Source organism: Kribbella sp. NBC_01510, assembly GCF_045040325.1.
Taxonomy (GTDB): Bacteria; Actinomycetota; Actinomycetes; order Propionibacteriales; family Kribbellaceae; genus Kribbella.
On sequence record NZ_CP109418.1, the window covers coordinates 240,498 to 260,688 of the forward strand.

The 20,191-nt window shown below is 68.2% G+C and carries 23 protein-coding genes; 13 read left to right on the plus strand and 10 right to left on the minus strand.

Translation table 11 applies throughout. The features are described 5' to 3' along the window. Positions 1-42 precede the first annotated feature (42 nt). From OG558_RS01150 to OG558_RS01165, 4 genes are all read right to left on the minus strand, one after another. On the minus strand, positions 43-519 hold the full coding sequence (locus tag OG558_RS01150) for a winged helix-turn-helix transcriptional regulator (RefSeq protein WP_405068552.1): 477 nt from the start codon (positions 517-519) through the stop codon (positions 43-45). Further along, on the minus strand, positions 516-1,763 hold the full coding sequence (locus tag OG558_RS01155; RefSeq protein WP_405068553.1) for an MFS transporter: 1,248 nt from the start codon (positions 1,761-1,763) through the stop codon (positions 516-518). The genes OG558_RS01150 and OG558_RS01155 overlap by 4 nt, the downstream gene beginning before the upstream one ends. Before the next feature lie 102 nt (positions 1,764-1,865). Further along, complete coding sequence (locus OG558_RS01160) at positions 1,866-2,621, minus strand: hypothetical protein (RefSeq protein WP_405068554.1); 756 nt, start codon at positions 2,619-2,621, stop codon at positions 1,866-1,868. Positions 2,622-2,712: 91 nt separating this feature from the next. After that, positions 2,713-3,081, minus strand: a complete 369-nt coding sequence (locus OG558_RS01165; protein ID WP_329480876.1) for a hypothetical protein — start codon at positions 3,079-3,081, stop codon at positions 2,713-2,715. 186 nt (positions 3,082-3,267) lie between these two features. Between OG558_RS01165 and OG558_RS01170 the strand changes: the two genes are divergently transcribed. The 4 genes from OG558_RS01170 to OG558_RS01185 all read left to right on the plus strand — a co-directional run bounded on the left by OG558_RS01170 (position 3,268) and on the right by OG558_RS01185 (position 7,802). Beyond that, positions 3,268-4,530: a helix-turn-helix domain-containing protein gene (locus OG558_RS01170; RefSeq protein WP_405068555.1), complete on the plus strand. Its 1,263-nt coding sequence runs from the start codon at positions 3,268-3,270 to the stop codon at positions 4,528-4,530. A 1-nt stretch (position 4,531) separates the two neighbouring features. After that, the gene (locus OG558_RS01175) at positions 4,532-5,668 is read left to right on the plus strand and encodes a branched-chain amino acid aminotransferase (RefSeq protein WP_405068556.1); all 1,137 of its coding nucleotides are present in this window, start codon (positions 4,532-4,534) and stop codon (positions 5,666-5,668) included. A gap of 36 nt (positions 5,669-5,704) precedes the next feature. After that, positions 5,705-6,679: a non-homologous end-joining DNA ligase gene (ligD, locus tag OG558_RS01180; RefSeq protein ID WP_405068557.1), complete on the plus strand. Its 975-nt coding sequence runs from the start codon at positions 5,705-5,707 to the stop codon at positions 6,677-6,679. Between the two features lie 490 nt (positions 6,680-7,169). Beyond that, complete coding sequence (locus OG558_RS01185) at positions 7,170-7,802, plus strand: nucleoside/nucleotide kinase family protein (protein ID WP_405068558.1); 633 nt, start codon at positions 7,170-7,172, stop codon at positions 7,800-7,802. On the opposite strand, the gene OG558_RS01190 is transcribed toward OG558_RS01185, so the two are convergent. Then, the gene (locus tag OG558_RS01190; RefSeq protein WP_329480888.1) at positions 7,790-8,536 is read right to left on the minus strand and encodes a TetR/AcrR family transcriptional regulator; all 747 of its coding nucleotides are present in this window, start codon (positions 8,534-8,536) and stop codon (positions 7,790-7,792) included. The two genes, OG558_RS01185 and OG558_RS01190, sit on opposite strands and share 13 nt — an antisense overlap. A gap of 82 nt (positions 8,537-8,618) precedes the next feature. On the opposite strand from OG558_RS01190, the gene OG558_RS01195 reads away from it, so the two are divergent. Together OG558_RS01195 and OG558_RS01200 are read left to right on the plus strand one after the other, a co-directional pair. Continuing rightward, a complete protein-coding gene (locus OG558_RS01195; RefSeq protein ID WP_405068559.1) occupies positions 8,619-9,518 on the plus strand; it encodes an ATP-binding cassette domain-containing protein in 900 nt (299 codons plus the stop codon). A 10-nt stretch (positions 9,519-9,528) separates the two neighbouring features. After that, positions 9,529-10,302 (plus strand): ABC transporter permease, encoded by a 774-nt coding sequence (locus OG558_RS01200; protein WP_405068560.1) that lies wholly within the window; start codon positions 9,529-9,531, stop codon positions 10,300-10,302. Between the two features lie 128 nt (positions 10,303-10,430). Here the strand turns inward: OG558_RS01200 and OG558_RS01205 are convergent, their stop codons facing one another. Further along, positions 10,431-11,621 carry a cytochrome P450 gene (locus OG558_RS01205; RefSeq protein WP_405068561.1) on the minus strand — a complete coding sequence of 397 codons (1,191 nt, stop codon included), beginning with the start codon at positions 11,619-11,621 and terminating at the stop codon, positions 10,431-10,433. 117 nt (positions 11,622-11,738) lie between these two features. On the opposite strand from OG558_RS01205, the gene OG558_RS01210 reads away from it, so the two are divergent. After that, entirely contained in the window at positions 11,739-11,948 is a 210-nt protein-coding gene (locus tag OG558_RS01210; protein WP_405068563.1) for a hypothetical protein, read from the plus strand. Between the two features lie 73 nt (positions 11,949-12,021). On the opposite strand, the gene OG558_RS01215 is transcribed toward OG558_RS01210, so the two are convergent. Continuing rightward, positions 12,022-13,116 (minus strand): acyltransferase family protein, encoded by a 1,095-nt coding sequence (locus OG558_RS01215; protein ID WP_405068564.1) that lies wholly within the window; start codon positions 13,114-13,116, stop codon positions 12,022-12,024. Positions 13,117-13,268: 152 nt separating this feature from the next. Here OG558_RS01215 and OG558_RS01220 point away from each other — a divergent pair, with 152 nt between their 5' ends. Continuing rightward, a complete protein-coding gene (locus OG558_RS01220; RefSeq protein WP_405068565.1) occupies positions 13,269-14,501 on the plus strand; it encodes a sensor histidine kinase in 1,233 nt (410 codons plus the stop codon). Continuing rightward, entirely contained in the window at positions 14,486-15,139 is a 654-nt protein-coding gene (locus OG558_RS01225) for a response regulator (protein WP_405068566.1), read from the plus strand. Before OG558_RS01220 ends, OG558_RS01225 begins: the two co-directional genes overlap by 16 nt. 21 nt (positions 15,140-15,160) lie before the next feature. Here the strand turns inward: OG558_RS01225 and OG558_RS01230 are convergent, their stop codons facing one another. Next, a complete protein-coding gene (locus OG558_RS01230) occupies positions 15,161-15,973 on the minus strand; it encodes an alpha/beta hydrolase (RefSeq protein WP_405068567.1) in 813 nt (270 codons plus the stop codon). 85 nt (positions 15,974-16,058) lie between these two features. Here OG558_RS01230 and OG558_RS01235 point away from each other — a divergent pair, with 85 nt between their 5' ends. The 4 genes from OG558_RS01235 (at position 16,059) to OG558_RS01250 (ending at position 19,159) form a co-directional block, all read left to right on the plus strand. Continuing rightward, positions 16,059-16,946 carry a MurR/RpiR family transcriptional regulator gene (locus OG558_RS01235; protein WP_329480903.1) on the plus strand — a complete coding sequence of 296 codons (888 nt, stop codon included), beginning with the start codon at positions 16,059-16,061 and terminating at the stop codon, positions 16,944-16,946. Positions 16,947-17,026: 80 nt separating this feature from the next. Beyond that, positions 17,027-17,848: a pyrroline-5-carboxylate reductase gene (proC, locus tag OG558_RS01240; protein ID WP_405068568.1), complete on the plus strand. Its 822-nt coding sequence runs from the start codon at positions 17,027-17,029 to the stop codon at positions 17,846-17,848. Then, positions 17,845-18,825: a proline racemase family protein gene (locus OG558_RS01245; protein ID WP_405068569.1), complete on the plus strand. Its 981-nt coding sequence runs from the start codon at positions 17,845-17,847 to the stop codon at positions 18,823-18,825. Before proC ends, OG558_RS01245 begins: the two co-directional genes overlap by 4 nt. A gap of 10 nt (positions 18,826-18,835) precedes the next feature. Continuing rightward, positions 18,836-19,159, plus strand: a complete 324-nt coding sequence (locus OG558_RS01250) for a putative quinol monooxygenase (protein WP_328518687.1) — start codon at positions 18,836-18,838, stop codon at positions 19,157-19,159. A gap of 205 nt (positions 19,160-19,364) precedes the next feature. Here the strand turns inward: OG558_RS01250 and OG558_RS01255 are convergent, their stop codons facing one another. After that, on the minus strand, positions 19,365-19,538 hold the full coding sequence (locus OG558_RS01255; RefSeq protein ID WP_328518681.1) for a hypothetical protein: 174 nt from the start codon (positions 19,536-19,538) through the stop codon (positions 19,365-19,367). A gap of 232 nt (positions 19,539-19,770) precedes the next feature. Then, positions 19,771-20,043, minus strand: coding sequence for a hypothetical protein (locus OG558_RS01260; RefSeq protein ID WP_405068570.1), 273 nt, complete (start codon positions 20,041-20,043; stop codon positions 19,771-19,773). Positions 20,044-20,191: the final 148 nt, after the last annotated feature.

Genomic DNA, 20,191 nt, shown 5'->3' on the forward strand with positions numbered 1-20,191 from the left:
AGTGCGGCGGACCCGTCTGCGACGGGTCCGCCGTACGTCTGGTCAGCGCCAGGTACTGCGATCCGCGGGACCACCCGCGACGGGCTCGAAGACCACGTCCTCGTCGGGGACCGCGTCGCCGTCCTTGCCGACGAAGCCGACGTCGACCAGGCCCTTGGACCGGGAGTCCCGCCGGAGCACGGTCGGTCCGTCCGCACGCGGTACGTGCACGTCGCCCCACTGCTGCAGGGCCGCCAGCACGAGCTTCAGGTCCACACCGGCCGGTGTCAGGTGGTACGACGATCGCGTCCGCTCGCCGGCCTCCTGGTACTCGCGCTTCTCCAGCAGACCGGCGTCGACCAGCGCTGCCAATCGGTTCGTCAGGATGTTCGGCGCGATGTGGAGGTTGTCGCGGAACTCCGCGAACCGAGTGGTCCCGAGGTGGGCCTCGCGCAGGATCAGGAAGGACCAGCGGTCGCTGACCAGATCGAGCGTCCGGGCGATCGAGCAGTTCGGCGGGGTCGCCGTTCGCGTGGTCATCGCGCCTCCTCCACCAACTGGCCACCGCCCCGCGCTGCCAGGGCTCCCGCGGCAGCGATCACGAGCACCGCCAGGCTACCGATCACGATCACTCCGAGCAGCAACGCGGTAGCGAGGCCGGACGCGGTCGCGACCAGGCCGAGCGTCAACGCGATCGAGCCCTGCAGGACGTAAGCGACGAGATACACAGCCGCGACTGTGCCGCCGCGGTGGTGAGCCGGCGCGTGCGCGGTGATCAGTCCCAGACCGCCGGAGAAGAGCAGACCGTAGCTGATGCCTCCCAGCACCGTGGCGGCCATGAACAGCGGCAGTGAGTGCGTCTGTGCCGAGGTCTCGAGGATGGCGAGGTCGACCAGTGTCGCGACCGCGCCGGCCGCGACCAGCCGTCCGGCCGGAAAGCGGCGGCCGGCCATCGCGGTGACGCCGATCGTGACCGACATGATCGCGAGGATCAGACCGATGACGAAGATGTTCTCGGTCCCGATCAGCTGCCGGGCGACCTGCGCGCCGAGTGCGAGGAACACCGAGCCGAACGCGTACGCCGCGGTCACTGCGACAGCAGACGCGACGTACAGCACGCGGATGCCCTTGGCCACGGTGATCGGGCGTGGCCGCCAGGCGCCTTGGCTCTCGTCCTTCGTATGCCGCGGCATCTGCCAGACGAAGCCGAAGACTATGGCGATCACCGCCAGCAGCACCCAGAAGTCCAGGTGAAGCGGCGCTGGTGCGTACTCGATCAGGCCGCCGCCGACAATCGTCGCCAGTGCGAGACCGGCCGCGGTCGCAGCGGTCGTGATGGACGAGGCGCGCGATGCCTTGCCCTGCGCGCTGTACTCGACCACCGCGGCCGTTGCAGCAGTCAGTGCGAGGCCGACACCCGCTCCCATCAGCGCACGTCCGGCGTATACCCAGTCCACGGACGGCGCGATCGCGAAGAGCAGGACACCGGCGAGCAGGGCGCCGACGCCGTACAGCATCGTGGCGCGGCGGCCGATGTAGTCGGACAGCTGTCCGAAGATCAGCAAGAAGACGACCAGCACGACCGGGTAGACGGCGAAGATCGCCGTGGTCGCGGTCGGAGTGAGGTGCCAGGTCGAGGCGTAGAGCGGGTACGCCGTCGTCGGGGCCGCGCTGGTCCACAGGCTGATGCCCGCGACCGCGGCGGCAGTCCAGAAACTAGCCCGACGGCTCAGGGTGCGACGTGGCTGCGCGGTGGCCGTGGCGGGCAGTTCGAAGGTGGTCATGGGTTCCTTCCGGGGAGTCCCCTGAGTTGCATAATGAAACTCAGAACACCTGCGTTGCCCGATGCAATCCAGATCAACGGGGTGATCCCCGTCACACCCGGGTCAGATCCAGCGGCGGCGGGCGGCCTGGACCCCCGCCTGGAACCGGGTCTGCGCGCCGAGTGCCTCCATCAGCGCGCGGACGCGGCGCTGCGTCGTCCGCGGGCTGATCCTGAGGCGCCGGCTGATCATGTCGTCGGTCGCCCCACCCGCCAGCAACAGCAGGATGTCCCGGTCTGGCGACCGCAGCGCCGGGACGTCGCCGTTCGCCAGCAAGGCCGGCATCGGGATCGCCAGCGCCCACAACATCTCGAAGGTCGCGATCAACCCGTCCAGCAGCCCCGACGACCGGATGAGCAGGTTGGACTCGGCCGGCGCCCGCTTCGTCAGCCCGATCAGCGCCGTGTCGTCGTCCCCCACCGCCATCTTCATCGGCACCTGAGCCAGCACCCGGCCCACCTCTCCGGCCGCCTGCAGCTCCGGCAATACGCCCATGATGTCCTCGGACTCGAAGATCTCGGTGCCGTAGATCGCCCGATACTCGATCCCGTCGGCGAGCCGGTCCAGCTCCAGCCTCTGCTGCGTCGACGGCGGCGTCACGTACGGCGGCCGATCCAGCACTCGCACCTCGCGCCGGGCCCCGAGCTGCAACTCCCCGTACGCCCGCAGCAGTGTCGGCCCGTCCTCGATCAACTCGACCTGGTTACCTTCCAGCACAGGCCGTCCGCGGGCGCCTCGCAGCTCGTCCGCGACGCCCCGCAGCCGCGCCAACTGCGCATCCAACTCGTCCAGCGGATCCACAACCGCACCGTCCGCCACCCACCCCACCTCCCGCGTCCGACCAAAACCCCCTCACACTAAACCGCATCAGCCGCCTCCGACCGCGTCGTCTCAACCCCCGCGGCGCCGGCTACGGGCCGCAGCTGAGGCACGGCCACAGCTGACCGCAGCGGGAACACAGTCCGTCCGCGCCCGGCGCCGGCAGCCACACGCCGGCCACTGTGCCGGCCGGTCGCGCTGGTGGCTTCGTGACCGTCCTGCTCACGGTGGTGGGCGCACCGGGGAGCCAGTGGATCTGGGTGCGGCCGCCGGTGCCGTGCACAGCCAGCAGAGACTCGACCCCGCCGTCCCAGGTCGACGTGCTCGGCGCAGGACCACGCCAGCGCACCGCGACTGTCCCGTCGGACCACTCCACGCCTTCGGCCAGGGTGCCTGTGCCGCGCACGCCGGAGACGGCGGTGTGGCGTACCAACCGGAAGAGGCGAGCCTGTCGCTGCATCGTGTTCACCTCTGCACTCTCGCCCAGCACGCGCTGCGCACAACAGGTGTGGTCTGTGGGCTGTGAGAACAGCCCACAGACCACATGCCCTTGCCTACAAGGGTTCTGGGACAGTTTTGTCGGCGAGGGCTTGTACTGTCCTCCGCACGGACCACGTGAGTTCGAAGCGCAAACGGGGGTGATCCTGTGGCTGAGGCAGCGTTCGGCGCGCAGTTGAGGCACAGCAGGCAGTCAGTTGGCCTCAGCCTGCGGCAACTGGCAACGCGAGTCGGCTACGACCACAGCTACCTGTCGCAGGTGGAGCGAGGCCAGCGCCCGGGCTCTGCCGACCTGGCCCGGCTCTGCGACCGCGAGCTCGGCACCGGGGACGAGCTGACCACCACTTTCGAGCAGAAGCAGCCACAGTCGATCCGGTCCACCTCGGCAGCGTTGCCGCCGGCTGGTCCGTTGGAGGTGGCGTTGCCGACGGCCGGTCCGTTGGAGGCAGCCGTGCCGACAGCTGATGCGTTGGAGGCGGCCTGGCACGGTCTCATCACGGCCTTCGGCTGCACCGATGTGGCTGCTGACCTCGGAGACTTCCGGAGTGTTCCGCCTGCTCACCTGCTGCCGGACCTGACGACGTATCTCCAGGTGGTGCAGGCACGGGGGTCAACCGGCTCGTCTGTCCAGGCAGCGGAGCTGAGCGTGCTCACCGCAGTGACGTTGACTGGCTGCGGGGAGCTGCGCGCGGCCAGGCGTTGGTGGCAGGTGGCTCGGTCTGCCGCGGACAGCTCGGCCAACGCGTCGGTGCGGAGTTCTGCGCGTGCTCGGGAGGCGATGAGCGGACTGGCCGAGCGTCGACCGCTGATGCAACTGCTGGCGACAGCGGAGGAAGCACTGGCGCTCGCGAGACACGCGCAAGGTAGTTGCGTAGTAGAGCCTCACGCCGCCCGGGCCCGGGTCCTGGCGGAGCTGGGGCGGCAGGACGAGGCGCATTGGGCGCTGCAGGAGCTGATCGGCGTTGCCGATGAGTTGCCGTCGGCAAGTACGACGTCCGGGCCGCTGGGTGACTGGGCGGCGTACGAGGTGCATGGCGCTGAGGGGCGGGTGTGCGCGAGTCTCGGGTACGGCGCTGCCGGATGCGTCCTGCTGGCCCGCGCACTGGAGTTGTGTCCGGCCGACCGACTCGGCGAGCGCGCCGGACTGGAGTTGTGGCTGGCGCAGTGTCTGGCCGTCGACGGAGAGGTCGCGGCTGGTGTTGCGCTGGCTCTGCGCGTGCTGGTCGAGCTGCCGCACGAGTGGCACACATATTACTTGTATGACGACGCCGGGCGAGTGGTTACTGCCGCTCGGGAGCGTGCGCCCGGGCTCGCCGCGGTGCGGGATCTCGAGGTGCTACTGGAGCGCAAGGTGTACGCGAAGGGTCGGAGTGTGGGCAGCGGGTCGTGGTCGGGTCAGTGGCGGGGGTAGCGTGCGCAGAGTGACAGCTGAAACGACGGTGACAGACGCATGGGATTTCGCGGCCGAATTGCGGAGTGATCCGGCCACTGCGGAGGCTCGGGCGAAGGTGCTGGCCAAGCCCTCGTTCGGGCAGTCGTTCACGGACCACATGGTGGTGGCCAATTGGACGGCCGGCCGTGGATGGCATGACGCGAGGGTCACGGCGTACGCACCGATCAGGGTGAGTCCGGCTGCCGCCGTACTGCACTACTCGCAGGAGATCTTCGAAGGCCTCAAGGCGTTTCGGCACGCGGATGGGTCTGTCTGGGCGTTTCGGCCTGATCGCAATGCCGCTCGGTTCACGGCGAGTGCTGAGCGGCTTGCGCTGCCACACGTGCCGGAGGACGCGTTTGTCGCGGCCCTGCGTGCGTTGGTGACAGTGGACGAGCCATGGGTGCCGTCGGCCGAGCACGGCGAGACCAGTCTGTACCTGCGTCCGTACATGATCGCCACCGAGGCCGCACTGAGCGTGCGGCCGGCTCGCGAGGTGCTGTTTGGCGTTATCGCATCTCCCGCGGGGCCGTACTTCGACACCGGACCCAAGCCGGTGTCGATCTGGCTGACGACCTCAACCATCCGCGCTACACCAGGTGGCACGGGTGCGGCCAAGTGCGGCGGGAACTACGCGGCCAGCCTCGCCGGTCTGGCCGAGGCGGTCGCCAACGGGTGCGAGCAGGTCGCCTTTGTCGACGCGGTCGAGCACAAGTGGCTCGAGGAGATCGGCAGCATGAACATGTTCTTCGTGTACGCCGATGGCCGCATCGCGACGCCCGAGTTGTCCGGCTCGATCCTCGAGGGCGTCACTCGGGCCTCGGTCGTCGACCTCGCGAAGGACCTCGGGCACACCGTCGAGGAGCGGCGGATCCCGGCGGACGAATGGAAGGACGGCGTCCGTAGCGGCGAGATCACCGAGGTGTTCGCGTCCGGGACGGCCGCGGTCATCACCCCGATCGGCCGCGTCGCCTGGCCCGACGGCGACCTGACCATCGGCGACCACTCCGTCGATCACGGCGTCGGCCCCGTCACCCAGTCCATCCGCAGCGCCCTGCTTGACCTCCAATACGGCCGCACCCCCGACCCCCGAGGCTGGCTCACCCGCCTGGCTTAGTGCGGTTTGTCCCCCGCGGCGGTTAGGTTGAACGACATGGCCGAGTCCAAGGGGAAGGCGAAGTCTCCGGCGATCGAGCTGGAGGTGGGCGAGCGAACGGTGCGGATCTCGAATCCGGATCGGGTGTACTTTCCTGCGCGCGGGGAGACCAAGCTGGACCTGGTCCAGTACTACCTGTCCGTGGCGGACGGGATCGTCAACGCGTTGCGCGAGCGGCCCTGCATGATGCACCGCTTCCCGGAGGGGGTCGCGGGCGAGAAGGTGCACCAGAAGCGGCTGCCGCATGGGGCGCCACCGTGGATGGAGACCGTGCGGGTGAAGTTCCCGCGCTACAACCGGACCGCCGACGAGCTGTGCGTCACCGAGATTGCCCACGTCGCGTGGGCGGTGCAGATGTCGACAGTCGAGTTCCACCCGTGGAACTCCCGCCGCGCCGACACCGAGAAGCCGGACGAATGGCGGATCGACCTCGACCCGATGCCGGACTGCCCGTTCGATCGGGTACGCCGGGTCGCCCATGTCGCCCACGAGGTCCTGGAAGAACTCGGCGCGGTCGGGTATCCGAAGACGTCCGGCGGTTCCGGGATCCACATCTACGTCCGGGTCGAGCCGTCGTACGGATTCTCCGACGTACGGCGTGCCGCCCTGGCGTTCGCGCGGGAAGTCGAGCGCCGTGCACCGGATGACGTGACGACGACGTGGTGGCGCAAGGACCGCGACCCGAAGAAACTCTTCGTGGACTACAACCAGAACGCCCGCGACCACACCATCGCGTCCGCCTACTCGGTTCGCGGAAATCCGGAAGGCACCGTCTCGACGCCGATCCGCTGGGACGAGGTCGACGACGTCGACCCGAAGGACTTCACCATCGAGACGGTCCCCGCCCGCTTCGCCGAGCTGGGCGACCTCCACGCGTCGATCGACGACAACGTCTACTCCCTCGACACACTCATGGAGTGGGCCGCCCGCGACGAACGCGACGGCGCCGAGGAGCCACCACCAGAGGACTAGCCCGCCGTGTGGTGGTAGGCCACGAAGCCCGTCGCCGAGTTCGGCGGCATGCGGTGCGGCCGGTCCGACGATCGCTGTAGACCCGGACCTGCCCCACTCACCAACCTCCTCCGACTGACCGCCTCGGCTCCCGGCTCAGCCTGACCGACACGGAGCCGACGTACTTGGTGAGTGCCACAGGTCCGGGCTGCCCCCGACGCACCTCGGTGCTGAGCGCCGGACCTCCAGGCCATCACAATCGCGGCGCTCGGAGACCCCGCCCGCGGAGGGGCGCCGGCTCGCACCGTTTGTGATGGCCCGGCCGTCCGCCCACAACGGCTGCTGCGCTTCTCCCCCGCCACTCCGTCGAGCCACCCGCACGCCATCGACATCAACCGCAACGGCGGCAACACGTACACCTCACCCGAGGCCTTCGCTCACTACCACGCCCAGGACGGCGACGAGATCCTCATCCGCCCGGACGGTTACCTCGGCTGACTAGGATCGACGGGTGCTGACTCTGGACCCGGCCACCGCGTATGACCGTGCCGTCGACCTCGCCACCCGGCAACGGCGATCCATCCTGGGGATCACCGGAGCGCCGGCAGCAGGGAAGTCGACGTATGCCGAGCAACTCACCGCGAAGCTGATCGCGGACGGGCACAAAGCCGCGCTGGTGCCGATGGACGGGTATCACCTGGCGCAGTCGGCGCTGGAGGAGCTGGGCCTGGCGGCAGTGAAGGGCGCGCCGCACACGTTCGACGGCTACGGGTTCGTCGCTTTGCTCAGGAGATTGAAGGAGACGCCGAACGAGCAGATCTGGGCGCCGCGCTTCGACCGCGGGCTGGAGGACTCGATCGCCGCGAGCATCGGAGTCGCACCCGAGGTCACGCTGATCGTGACCGAAGGCAACTACCTGCTCTTCGACGAGATGCCGTGGGCAACCATCCGCACACTGGTCGACCAGTGCTGGTACGTCGAAGTGCCCGAGCAACTGCGGCACGAACGACTGGAAGCCCGGCACCGCCGCTACGGCAGATCCCCCGAGGAAGCGCACGAACGCACCTACGGGTCCGACGAACGCAACGCCCGGCTCATCGCTGCGACGTCCCGATCGGCCGACGCGATCATTCAGCTGGACTGACGGACCCGGTCGATGAACGCGGCGACGCCGTCCAGGTAGAGCTGCAGGCCGAAGTCGAAATCGGCCTCGTTGTCCTCCTCGAAGCTTCCGACCTCGTCGAAGACACCGGCCTCGACGAGGCGGAACACCGCCGGATACACCCGCGGATCCACGACGCGCGCGAGGGTCGTGCCGAACTGCTGGAAGGCGGCCGGGTTCGCCTCGTACCCCGCGGCCAGGTCGAACGCGACCCGGATCTCGCCCTGGACATAGGTGATCAGACCCATCACCACGCCGACCTTGGCCGCCTCCGGCAGGCCGGTGTCCTTCATCGCACCGAGAGCGGAGTCGAACCAGGCAAGGTTGTTCGGACCGGCCGGCGGTCCGGTGATCGGGAGCTTCGCGTACCACCGGTGCTTGCGGATCGCGGTCAGTACGCCGTCCGCCCAGAAGGTCAGACCGGTCCGCCAGTCGATGTCCTCCGGCAGCGGCTCAGGACGCTCGAGCGCGGCGTCCGACATCATCACCAGCAGCTCGTCCTTGCTCTTCACGTGCCGGTAGAGCGCCATCGTCGAGTTGCCCAGCCGCTCGGCCACCCGCGCCATCGAGACGGCGGCCAGATCCTCCGCGTCGGCGATCTCGATCGCGGCCCGGACGATGTCGTCGAGGGTCAGTGACGGCTTCGGCCCGCGCCGCGGCGCCTCCCGCAACCGCCACATCGCCGCCACGTCGGCCGGCAGCTCGTTGTTCTCCACCGCCTCAGTTTAGGGGTTGCCAACCCGCACTGCGTACCTGCTACGCTATTTAGCGTATCTAATACGCAGTAAGGAGGGGCCGATGATCGTCGAGGCAGCCGAGCTCCGGAAGTCGTACGGCGCGACCGAGGTGCTGGCCGGGGTCGACCTGCGGGTGCCGGAGGGTTCCGTGCTCGCACTGCTCGGCCCGAACGGCGCCGGCAAGACCACCACCGTGCGCATCCTGACCACGCTGACCAGGCCGGACGCCGGCCACGCGACCATCGCCGGGTACGACGTACTCCGGCAGCCGGCGCAGGTCCGGGGTGTGATCAGCCTGACCGGGCAATCCGCCGCGGTCGACGAGAACCAGACCGGCCGGGAGAACCTCGTGATGGTCGGCCGGCTGATGCATCTGGGCAGGCCCGCGGCACGCCGCCGGACCGGCGAACTGCTGGAGCAGTTCGGGCTGACCGACGCGATGGACCGGCGGGTGAAGACCTACTCCGGTGGGATGCGGCGGCGGCTCGACCTGGCGATGAGCCTGATCGCGCGGCCGCGGGTGATCTTCCTGGACGAACCGACCACCGGGCTCGACCCGGCCAGCCGGTCGATGATGTGGGACACGATCGGCGAGCTCGTCCGGGACGGGACCACGATCGTGCTGACCACGCAGTACCTTGAGGAGGCGGACCGGCTCGCCGACCGGATCGTGCTGCTCGACCACGGCCGGATCGTTGCCACCGGCACCGCCGACGCACTCAAGTCGCAGGTCGGCGGTGAGCGCATCGAGCTGCGCTTCAGGACCGACCCCGAGTTGCTCAAGGCAACCGGCGTACTGGACGGGGCGGTCGATCAGGACGTGCTGAGCATTCCGTCCGACGGTACGGCGGCGCACCTGCATCACGTCCTCGACGTGCTACGCGACAACGGGCTGCAGCCGGAGCGAGTGTCGTCGCACCGGCCGACGCTCGACGACGTCTTCCTCGCACTCACCGCCTAGGAGTTCAGTGATGTCACACCAAGGGATCGTGGCCGCGTTCGAGGACGTGGCGACAATGGCGGATCGCAGTGTCAGGCTCGCGCGACGCAACGTCGACTCGTTGTTCGCGTCGATCCTGATGCCGCTGCTGATGATGGCTCTGTTCGTGTACGTGTTCGGCGGCGCGATCAGCACCGGGACGGAGTACATCAACTACGTCGTACCGGGGATCCTGCTGCTCACCACCGGGTACGGCGCCGCGTCGACGGCGATGGTGGTCGCGGACGACATGCACACCGGGATGATCGACCGGCTGCGCTCACTGCCGATCCGCGGCTTCGCCGTCCTCGCCGGGCACGTCACCGGCAGCGTGGCGCGGAACGCGGCAGCGACGGCGATCGTCGTCCTCGCCTCGCTGGCGATGGGGTTCCGGCCGGGCGGCGGCGTGCTCGACTGGCTCGCCACGATCGGGCTGCTGTTGCTCTACGTGCTCGCGCTCTCGTGGCTCGCGGCCGGTCTAGGTGTGATCGCGAAGTCGGTCGAGTCGGCCAGCACGCTGAGCTTCTTCATGCTGTTCCTGCCGTACCTGAGCAGCGCGTTCGTCCGGCCGGAGACGATGCCGTCCTGGTTGCGGCCGGTCAGCGAGCACCAGCCGATCACGCCGGTGATCGAGACAGTCCGCAGCCTGCTGATCGGGACGCCGATGGGGAACAACGGCTGGATCGCACTGGCGTGGTGTTGTGGTCTGCTCCTGTTCTCGTTCCTGCTGGCGACGTCGTTGTACCGACGGCGAACGAGCCGTTGAGCGCAGGTTTGGCACTTTTCGACGCACCGGGGGTTACACCATGACCCCCTGGTCGGGTTAACGTAAAAGTCCCCCCCAACGTGTGGTGGTCCCACTCCCCCCGGGACTCACACGGACAAGCGCCCCGGTCATTGATCGGGGCGCTCTGTTTTCCGGTCTGTACCTGTCACCACCGGGAGCGCGACCAGCCCGCGGGTGCGGATGGTGTCGCGCCACGTGAGCTCGGTTCGCGGTACGGCGAGCGCCAACTCAGGCGTGTGATCGAGCAGCGCCTCCAGGGCGATGGCGATCTCGAGTCTGGCCAGCGGTGCGCCAACGCAGTAGTGGATGCCGTGACCAAGGGCGAGATGTCCGCCGGCGGTGCGATCGAAGTCGACCCGGTCCGCATCCGGGAACCGGTCCGCGTCCCGGTTCGCCGACGCCAGCCCGAGCAGCACGGTCTCCCCCGCCGGGATCACCACGCCGCCGATCTCCACGTCCTCGACCGGGAACCGCCTGATCGCGAGCGGCGCGGGACCGTCGTACCGCATCAGCTCGTCGACCGCCGACGGCAGCAAGGACCGGTCTCGCAGCAGTTGGTCCCAGAGTGCCCGGTCGTCGAGCAGTGCGAGGGTCGCGTTGCCGATCAGGTGGACGACGTTCTCGTAGCCGGCGAACAGGATCAAGAAGACGAGTGAGGTCAGCTCGTCGTCGGTCAGCCGGTCCTCGTGATCCCGCGCGGCGATCAGATCACTGACCAGGTCGTCGCCGGGGTCCGATCGCTTGCTCTCGATCAGTCCGGCGAAGAACTTCAGCATTGCCCCTATCGCGGCCCGCGCCGCGTCCGGACCGGGCGGCGCGAGCACCGTGTCCGTCCATGCCCGGAAGTCGGTCCGGATCTCGTCGGGGACGCCGAGCAGGTCGCAGATCACGGTGATCGGCAGCGGTGCGGCGTACTCCGCGACCAGGTCGCCGTGGCCTCGTCGTACGACGGGTTCGAGCAGGGCGCCCGCCGTACGACGGATCGGACCGGCCAGCTCGACGACGCGGCTCGGCGTGAAGGCACGGGTGACCAGAGTCCGGATCCGGGTGTGGTCGGGCGGATCCATGTTGAGCAGGTTGGCGTCGAGGGCCGGCGGAAGGCTCAGGCCACGGTAGTTGCCGGGCAGTGCGTTGCACTTGTCAACGGACAGCCGTGGATCGGCGAGTGCCTGGCGGACGTCGTCGTACCGAGTCACGAGCCAGGACGGGCTTCCGTCGGGTCCGGCGATGCGGTGGACCGGACCGGACGTACGGAGGGCGGAGTAGGCGGCGTACGGATCGCTCGGGGTGATCGTCACCGCGCCCAAAATACTGCGTCGAGGTGTGTCGAATTCGGCTGCCCTGGTCCGACGTATCAGTAAGAGCGACCAACTGCTCCGAAGTATCAGTAGGAGCGACCAAAGGAGAGGGTCAGGATGAACACCACCACCGACAGCACCGTCAACTCGATGATCGTCACCATGCTGGCCGAGGGAAGCCCGGTCTGGTACGTCGCGGGCATGGTCAACATGCGCAGCCACGACGTGTACGTGATCGGCCGTGCCGCCGGCTATCCGGACCAGGCCAAGCTGCGCCGGGCCGTCTGGGCCGCGCAGAACCGCACCCGCGTCCCGCAAGCCGCCTGAAACTCGTCCAGGTCGCTCCGAAGCAAACGTCAGCCGCTGCTGCCCACCCCCGGGCACAGCGGCTGACGTCTGTTCAGAGCACCCGGCGGACACCCGGGAGCCGCCGGACCGGCCCGGCGAGCAGGAAGCAGGCCGGCAGTACCACGACCGCCGCGATCGCGACCTTCGCGAGAGTGGGCAACGCCAGTACGCCGAGGAGGTGTCCCGCCGCGGTCACCAGGAACGCATGGATCACGTAGACGGTGAAGGCGTGCCCGGACAGGTACCGGCGCAGCGGTCCCTGGGTGTTGAACCTGCGGCGGAAGAACACGAGCAGCCACAGCACGAGCCCGACCGCGAAGCTGGAGTCCCACAGCGCATAGAACAGCGAGCTCAAGGTCCCGTGCCCAGCAAAGGTTCCGCCGCCCACTGCGAGCGGCAGGAACACCAGGGTGGCGCCGACCGCCAGGCCGAGCCCGGCCTTCCCCATCCTGGCGGAGGTGGTCTGTAGCCAGCCGCGCCGGTACGCCACGGTCCCCACCACGAAGAAGCTGACGTACTGCGGCAGGTAGTCGGCGGTCGGGAAGTCGATGACCTGAACGGTGAAACCCATCGGGATCACGATCCGCAGCGCGTAGGTGACCACCGCCAGCACCACCACGAATGCGATCACTCCGCGGAAGGTGAGCGGCCGGAGGCTCGGGTTGCGGGACCTGGTCACGTGGCGGAAGGCGACGTACGACGCGTCCAGGACGAGGAGCGCGAGGACGAACCAGAGCGGCCCGGAGCCGATGGTGTGCAGGTAGCTGCCGTGATCCGTGCCCAGGTACAGGATCGGGTTGAGGACGAAGTAGAACACCAGGAGCGGGATCCCCAGGCGGATCAGCCGGTCGCGGAGGAAGGCGCGTGGACCCTTGCGGTCGTACGACGCGGGCGTGAACAGACCGGAGAGCAGGAAGAACGCGCCCATGAACCAGGCCTGGTTGAGCAGCAGGAAGACCGACAGCCCGAGGCCGACCGCTCCACTGGTCGGCGGCTCGGTGTAGTACCAGGCCGGGAGTCCGCTGTAGATGCAGGCGATGTGGTGCAGGATCACCAGCGAGATCAGCAATACCCGCAGGTCGTCGACGAACCACACCCGCGCTGTCGGGAGGCTGGTCCGGCTGGGAAGTGTCGTGTTGTGCGGCATGGCTTCGACGCTAGAAACCGTGCGTACGGCGCGGTATGCGGCTGGGCCCCCGGTTGGGTGGGGCTAGCCCTACTTCGGCGACGATCTGGCCGAATTCGCGGTCCGGTTGGTGCAGAGTGAAGTCACCAACCGAAGCGAGGAAGAGGGTTCTGATGTCGTGGGTAGCGAGTGCCTGCGTCGGGTTCGTCCGGGCGTGCGTCGTACTGGTCGTCAGCGTGCTGGTGCCTGCCGTCTGGGCTTCCGCTGTGGCCGTTGCGATCTGGTGGGGGAACCCGTGGACGTGGATCGCGCCGCTCGTGTGGGCCTGCGTCGGGACTCTCCTGCTTCTCCGGCCGGTGTGCCGGATGGCCCGCTCACTCGTAGTCCGGTGGACCGGCACTGTCATCCCGGCCGGTTATCGGGAGCTCGGACCGGTGACGCAGCTGTCCACTGGCTATTGGTGGAACGGGTACTCGTACGAGCGGAGTCGCCGGGATGCCGAGAAGGATCTGGCCATGCGCGTGCGGTGGATGGACCCGGCGAACTGGCGTGATCTGAGGTTCGCGGCGGTTCTGGTGGTCACCGCCAGCCTGACTGCCGCGGTTCCGCCGGCCGGCGTTGTGGCAGCGGTCCTTGGGTTCACTCGGTCGATGCCGCTGCTCGGAGTGGCCGGTTTGGTGGTGGCGGGCGTGAGTGCGCCGTACGCCTGGCGGGTCTTCGCGCCGGTCGCCGTACGGTTCCTGCGCCCGACGCCGGCGATGGCCCTGTCGGATCGGGTCGACGAGCTGACCGCACAGCGTGCCGATGCGACGATCGCGCAGGCCGCCGAGATCCGCCGGATCGAGCGGGATCTGCACGATGGAGCGCAGGCACGGCTGGTCGCGCTCGGCCTTTCGCTCGCGACAGCGGAGAAGTTGATGGAGACGGACCCACGCCAGGCCAAGGCGCTGTTGAAGGAAGCGCGGGTCGGCGCGGCAACCTCCCTGTCCGAGCTGCGCGAACTTGTGCGTGGGATCAACCCGCCGGTGCTCAACGAGCGCGGCCTGGTCGATGCCGTGCGTGCGCTGGCGATGGACAGCCCGCTCGAAACTTCCGTTGTGGCTGACGGTGAGCTGAGATTGGATCCGCCGATCGAGTCCGCTCTGTACTTCGGAATCGCCGAGCTAGTGACCAACGCCGTGAAGCACTCCCGGGCCACCGAGGCTCAGATCACGATCGGCCGCGAGGAGATTGCCCTTGTCGTGCTGGTGGAGGACAACGGCCGGGGCGGCGCGGACGGGGATGCGGGAGGCGGAATCGCGGGCCTACGCCGGAGGCTTTCCGCCTTCGACGGCACCTTGGAGATCAGCAGCCCGGCAGGCGGTCCGACACGTGCGAGGATGACGGTGCCATGCGAATCCTTGTAGCCGAAGACCTCTACCTGCTGCGGGACGGAATGGTGCGCCTGCTCGAGGCCTACGGGCACGAGGTGGTGGCGACCGCGACCACCGGGCCCGAGACCCTCGGCGCACTGCTCAAGTGGCGGCCGGACGTCTCCGTCATCGACGTCCGGATGCCACCGACACAGTCCGATGAAGGTCTCCGCGCGGCACTCGCCGCCCGTCGCGAAGTGCCCGGCCTACCGGTCCTGATCCTGTCCCAGCACGTCGAGCAGCTGTACGCCCGCGAGCTCCTGACCGACGGCGCGGCCGGCGTCGGGTATCTGCTCAAGGAGAGCGTGTTCGAGGCTGACCAGTTCATCGACGCACTGGAGCGAGTCGCCGCCGGCGGGACCGCGATGGACCCGGCCGTGATCTCCAAACTGCTCTCCAGCGGTACGTCGACCAAGCGGCTCGACCGGCTCACCGAACGCGAACGCGACGTGCTCAGTCTGATGGCGGAGGGACTCTCCAACCAGGCCATCCGCGAACGGCTGTTCCTCAGCGAGAGCGCCATCAGCAAGCACACCACCTCGCTGTTCGGGAAGCTCGGCATTGTCGACGACGACACGAGCAACCGCCGGGTGCTCGCCGTACTGACGTACTTAGGGCTTACCGGTTCTTGAGCCGGCCGACGTACGTGGGGCTTACCGGTTCTTGAGCTGGTCGGTGAAGAAGCGTTCGACGGTGGGGAGGATCTTGCGGCCGGAGTGGGCAGCGCCCTCGACCACGTCGAAGGTGATGTCGAGGCGGTGGGAGCGGTAGTTCGCCTCGAGAGTGCGGAGGCGTTCGATCCGGGTGGTGCCGGTGAGTTCGGCGCCGTCCATCCAGTTGGACTCGCCGCGGTTCATGATCTCCCAGGTCTCGACGTCCTCGGAGCCGACCACGAGCTGGATCGGCACCCGGCGCAACGCGTCGAAGTCGATCGACTGACCGAACTTCTCCTCGAAGCCCTTCGTCCCCAGCCACCACGGCAGCGTGTCGTCCAGCTGGGTGATCCGGCCCGGCGCGCCGATCGACGCGGCGGCGAGGCGTTCCGGATGCAGGTAGAGGAACCGGTGCGTGAACTGCCCTCCGCCGGAGAAGCCGTGCAGGTAGAACCGCTCCGCCGCCACCGGGAACCGGGCCGCGACCTCGTCCACGATCGCCAGCAGCATCCGGTCGAACCGGATCCCTTCGTACTCGATGAACTTGAAGTTGTGCAGGTCGTCCGGATCGACCAGCCCGGCCGGGAAGATCGGCGTCAGGATCACCACGCCCCGGTCCTCGGCGAACTCCTTCAGCTGGGTGCGATAGTTCGCCGCCGACCGGGCGGTGCCGTGCTGGATGACGACCAGCGGCGCCTGCTCGTCGTCGGTCAGTCGCGGCGGCACGTACAGGCAGTAGTGCAGCCGCGGATCCGCCTGGGAGGCGAAGATCGGGGTCGCGCCACGCTGATAAACGGTGGAGGTGTGGGTCATCGGCTTCTCTCGTCTGCGATGCTGTTACAGAACTCAAATTCCTGGACTGCTCGTTACACGCGCGATGAGATCGGATGATACACAGATGGCCGATGATGTAACAGGGATTACGAAGAATCCCGCGATCGCCGAGCTCCGCTCCCGGATCCGGGAGCACTGGGACGAATTCACCCCGGCAGCCCGGACGGTCTGTCGTTCACTGTCGGAGATCTCCCCCGAGGAACTGCTCTACCTGTCCGCCCAGGAACTCGGCACCGCGACCAAGACCAGCAACGCCACGGTGATCCGGACCTTGCAGGCGCTCGGCTATGCCGGCCTGGCCGAACTGAAAGACCAGGTCGCGGCACCGTTCACGACCACGCACCGGCAGGAGCGGCTGCGGAACCGGATCGAGGCGACCGGCGGCGACCCGAAGCACGTCTGGGACCGGGTGATCGCCGAGGCGATCGAGCGGATCCAGTACCTCGACGAGCATCTGTCGATGGACGCGTACACCGAGGCCATCCGGCTGATGGCCGACGCGCGCGAGATCGTCACCTACGGATTCGGCGCGAACTTCGTGGCCGCCGAGCACCTCACCCTGAAGCTCCGCCGGCTTGGCCGCCGCAGCCGCTGCATCGAGACGGCCGGCTTCCGGCTGGCCGACGACCTGCTGCCGGTCGGCCGCGACGACGTGGTCATCGTGATCGCCCCCGGCCGGCTCACCACCGACGCGGAGACCGTGATCGAGCGGGCCCAGGCGGTCGGCGCCGCCATCATCCTGCTCAGCGAGCCGCTGGTCGCCGAACGGCTCGCGAACGACGTGACCGTGGCGATCCACGTGCCGAACACGGTCACCGGCATCACCGCTGAGGTTCTGACGATCATCCTCACCACCGACGCCCTGGCCCAGGCGCTCGCCGCCGTCGACACCGAGCGAACTCTCGAGACCGCGCACACCTTGGAGACCATCCGTCAGCAGCTCGGATTCTAAGTATCAGTCATTACAGAGCTTCAGATTTGTGTAACATGTACTACGGCCGTCGTCATTCGCTCGTCCGAGAGGTGCATGCCATGGATCGCCATCAGCTCGTGTTCGTCGGAGGGGGCAACCTGGGCACCGCCCTGTTGTCCGGACTGCTCGGCGGTGAGTCACCGCGGTACACACCGGACCAGATCCAGGTCGTCGAGTCGTCCGCCGAGCGAGCGGCGTACCTGCGTGATCGGTTCGGGATCGCGACACCTCCACTGGCCGAGGCTGTGCGTACGGCGAGCACCGTGCTGATCGCGGTCAAGCCGCACCACGTCGGCGGTCTCCTCGCCGACCTGGCCGGCGAGGTCACCGACGACCAGCTGCTGATCTCGGCCGCGGGTGGAGTCCGGATCGGTCAGATCGAGCAGGCGTTGAGCACGAAGACGGCCGTGATCCGCTGCATGCCCAACACTCCAGCTGCCGTCGGCGCGGGCATGATTGCTCTGGCCGGCGGGACGCATGCGACCCCGGCTCACCTGGCCGAGGTCGAGGCACTACTGCAGACGGTCGGGCGAGTGGTGCAGGTGCCGGAGCAGCAGCTCGACGCCATCACAGCGATCTCCGGCAGCGGACCGGCGTACTTCTTCTATCTCGCCGAAGCGCTGATCGACGCGGCCGTCCTGGTCGGGTTGCCCCGTCCGTTCGCCGAGGAGCTTGTCATCCAGACCGCAGTCGGCGCGGCGATGATGCTGCGGGAGCCGGGTGCCGACCCGGTGCAGCTGCGCGCCGCTGTGAGCAGTCCCGGGGGCATGACGATCGCCGCGGTGCGCGAGTTCGAGAATCGCGCCGTACGCTCGGCGGTGATGGCGGCGGCCGAAGCCGCGCGGGACCGATCGATCGCACTCGCGGAGGCATCTCGATGACCGACGTCGTTGACTACCACACGGCCGGCGAGCCGTTCCGGATCGTGACGTCCGTCGAGGTCCCCGGCGCGACGGTGCCGGACCGGCGGGTGTTCGCCCAGACCTCGTCCGAGGTCGACGCGATCCGCCAACTACTGGTGAACGAGCCGCGCGGACATGCGGACATGTACGGCGGCTTCGTTGTCCCGGGCAACGATGACGGTGCGGACTTCGGCGTACTGTTCTGGCACAAGGACGGCTACTCGACCGCCTGTGGACACGGGACGATCGCGCTGGGCACCTGGGCGGTGGAGACCGGCCTGGTTTCCGCCGCACCGGATGGCGTGACCGACGTGGTGATCGACGTACCGTCCGGGCGCGTCGTTGCCCGGGTCACCTGTTCCGCCGGGGCCGTGACCAGCGTCGCCTTTCGCAACGTTCCGTCGTACATCGTGGATCGTGCGGTGCCGGTGAAGACGTCGCGGGGTGACGTCGCGGCAGACATCAGCTTCGGCGGTGCCTTCTATGCCTCCGTGCCGGCCTCGTCGGTCGGGCTCTCGGTGACACCGCCGTCGTACGCCGAACTGGTGGCGATCGGCCGTGAGATCAAATGGGCGCTCGACCCGGTCGCCGTTCATCCCACGGATCCCCGGCTCAGCGGTCTCTACGGGACCATCCTGTACGACGACCTCGGCACGCTGGACAACGGTCCGCACCAGCGCAACCTGACCATCTTCGCCGACGGCGAGGCCGACCGCTCCCCCTGTGGTTCCGGTACGTCGGCCCGCCTGGCCCTGCTGCACGACGAGGGCCGGCTGGGTCCGGGGCAGGTGCTGCGGCACGACTCCATCGTCGGCACCACGTTCCTCGGGCGCGTGGTCGAGGAAACCGCTGGCGGCGTCATCACCGAGGTGGAGGGGGCGGCGTACCGAACCGGCACCGCCACGTTCAGCCTCGACCCGCGCGATCCCATCGGCACCGGCTTCACCCTGCGCTAGGTTGTTGGTCATGATCTTCATCACTGCCAAGTTCCGCGTGAAGCCGGAGCATGCCGAGAACTGGGCGTCCATCACCGCAGACTTCACCGCGGCGACCCGGGCCGAGTCGGGCTGCCTGTGGTTCGACTGGTCCCGGTCCCTGGACGACCCCGCGGAGTACGTGCTGGTCGAAGCCTTCGCCGACGACGACGCGGCCACCGCCCACGTCACCTCGGCCCACTTCAAGGCCGCCCAGCAACACCTCCCCCAGCACCTGGTGGAGACTCCCCGCATCGTCAACTTCAAAGTCCCCCAGGACGACTGGTCCGAGCTGGGCGAGCTCGCGGTCAAGTAACGCAGACCTCTCGCGCGAGTGCGGCTGGCGGCCAGGTGAGACCGGCGTCGCGGGCCCGGATGATCCCTCGACGGTAGCGGCCGCCACTTTCCTATGCAAGCGATGAATCTACTATCCGACACGATCCGACTTTCGCACCCCGCCCGGCGCTGATCGACCAGGCGCCCGGCTCGTGTGAGCCGGGCGCCTGGTCGATCAGCAGTTGTCAGCGGCGCCGGCCCCAGCGGCGTGAGGTGCCGACGCCGGCCAGGTGGAGTGCGACGCACAGCAGACCGGCGGTGAGCAGTGTTTGTGGTGTGAACGCGTCGCTGGCTCGGACGTTGGCCCAGTCGAGGATGAGCGAAAGACCGAAGATGACGGCAGCGATGATCGCGAACATCGGGTGCTCCTTAGCGGAAGTCGGGCAGATACCCACCCAGTACCCACCGCAACTCCCCAACCCCGCAAAGCGAAGGCCCGGACCTATCGGTCCGGGCCTCTTCCGTAGTTCTGGGTCGAACTGAAACCTCAACCCCGTGTGCTCGCTCCCTCAAGGCCGAGGGGCGTTCCGGTACGACGACAGGGTCAGCGCCGCTTGTGATGAGCGCTGAGCAAGCCCGGCGCCGTGCCGGTCAGGCGCTGAAGGTGCCGAGGTACTGGCCGAGAGACGGGCGACCCAGGTGACCGGCCTCCTGAAGGATGCCCGGAGTCTCCGGGTCGGTGGCGAACGCCGTCCAACCGTCCTCGTCCCAGTCGAAGATGGCCCACACCCGGTCCTCCTCGATCGGGTCGCGGTAGACGGTCGAGCCCTTCGAGCCATGCGATCCACGCTTGTCGGCGCCCTTTGTGCCGTACACCTCGAGGAAGTGGTCGAGGTCCTTCACCTTCGTCGTCGCCAGGATCATTGTCGTTCTCCTCAGTTGGCCGGGATCTCGATCGGATCCCTTGAACTCCCAGCGCTTTCGGCTGGCTTGATGAGAATCCTCTGCCGTCGTGGCATTCATCGCATGGGGAGATCTCCTCATTTCGGGTCCCCAACTCGCGGCAGCTCGT

Bases quoted from the DNA above. Each gene is read 5' to 3' on its own strand.
- OG558_RS01150 (WP_405068552.1), bottom strand. From the start codon at position 519: ATGACCACGCGAACGGCGACCCCGCCGAACTGCTCGATCGCCCGGACG.
- OG558_RS01155 (WP_405068553.1), bottom strand. From the start codon at position 1,763: ATGACCACCTTCGAACTGCCCGCCACGGCCACCGCGCAGCCACGTCGC.
- OG558_RS01165 (WP_329480876.1), bottom strand. From the start codon at position 3,081: ATGCAGCGACAGGCTCGCCTCTTCCGGTTGGTACGCCACACCGCCGTC.
- ligD (WP_405068557.1), top strand. From the start codon at position 5,705: ATGGCCGAGTCCAAGGGGAAGGCGAAGTCTCCGGCGATCGAGCTGGAG.
- OG558_RS01195 (WP_405068559.1), top strand. From the start codon at position 8,619: ATGATCGTCGAGGCAGCCGAGCTCCGGAAGTCGTACGGCGCGACCGAG.
- OG558_RS01200 (WP_405068560.1), top strand. From the start codon at position 9,529: ATGTCACACCAAGGGATCGTGGCCGCGTTCGAGGACGTGGCGACAATG.
- OG558_RS01210 (WP_405068563.1), top strand. From the start codon at position 11,739: ATGAACACCACCACCGACAGCACCGTCAACTCGATGATCGTCACCATG.
- OG558_RS01215 (WP_405068564.1), bottom strand. From the start codon at position 13,116: ATGCCGCACAACACGACACTTCCCAGCCGGACCAGCCTCCCGACAGCG.
- OG558_RS01220 (WP_405068565.1), top strand. From the start codon at position 13,269: ATGTCGTGGGTAGCGAGTGCCTGCGTCGGGTTCGTCCGGGCGTGCGTC.
- OG558_RS01225 (WP_405068566.1), top strand. From the start codon at position 14,486: ATGCGAATCCTTGTAGCCGAAGACCTCTACCTGCTGCGGGACGGAATG.
- OG558_RS01230 (WP_405068567.1), bottom strand. From the start codon at position 15,973: ATGACCCACACCTCCACCGTTTATCAGCGTGGCGCGACCCCGATCTTC.
- OG558_RS01235 (WP_329480903.1), top strand. From the start codon at position 16,059: ATGGCCGATGATGTAACAGGGATTACGAAGAATCCCGCGATCGCCGAG.
- proC (WP_405068568.1), top strand. From the start codon at position 17,027: ATGGATCGCCATCAGCTCGTGTTCGTCGGAGGGGGCAACCTGGGCACC.
- OG558_RS01245 (WP_405068569.1), top strand. From the start codon at position 17,845: ATGACCGACGTCGTTGACTACCACACGGCCGGCGAGCCGTTCCGGATC.
- OG558_RS01250 (WP_328518687.1), top strand. From the start codon at position 18,836: ATGATCTTCATCACTGCCAAGTTCCGCGTGAAGCCGGAGCATGCCGAG.
- OG558_RS01255 (WP_328518681.1), bottom strand. From the start codon at position 19,538: ATGTTCGCGATCATCGCTGCCGTCATCTTCGGTCTTTCGCTCATCCTC.
- OG558_RS01260 (WP_405068570.1), bottom strand. From the start codon at position 20,043: ATGATCCTGGCGACGACGAAGGTGAAGGACCTCGACCACTTCCTCGAG.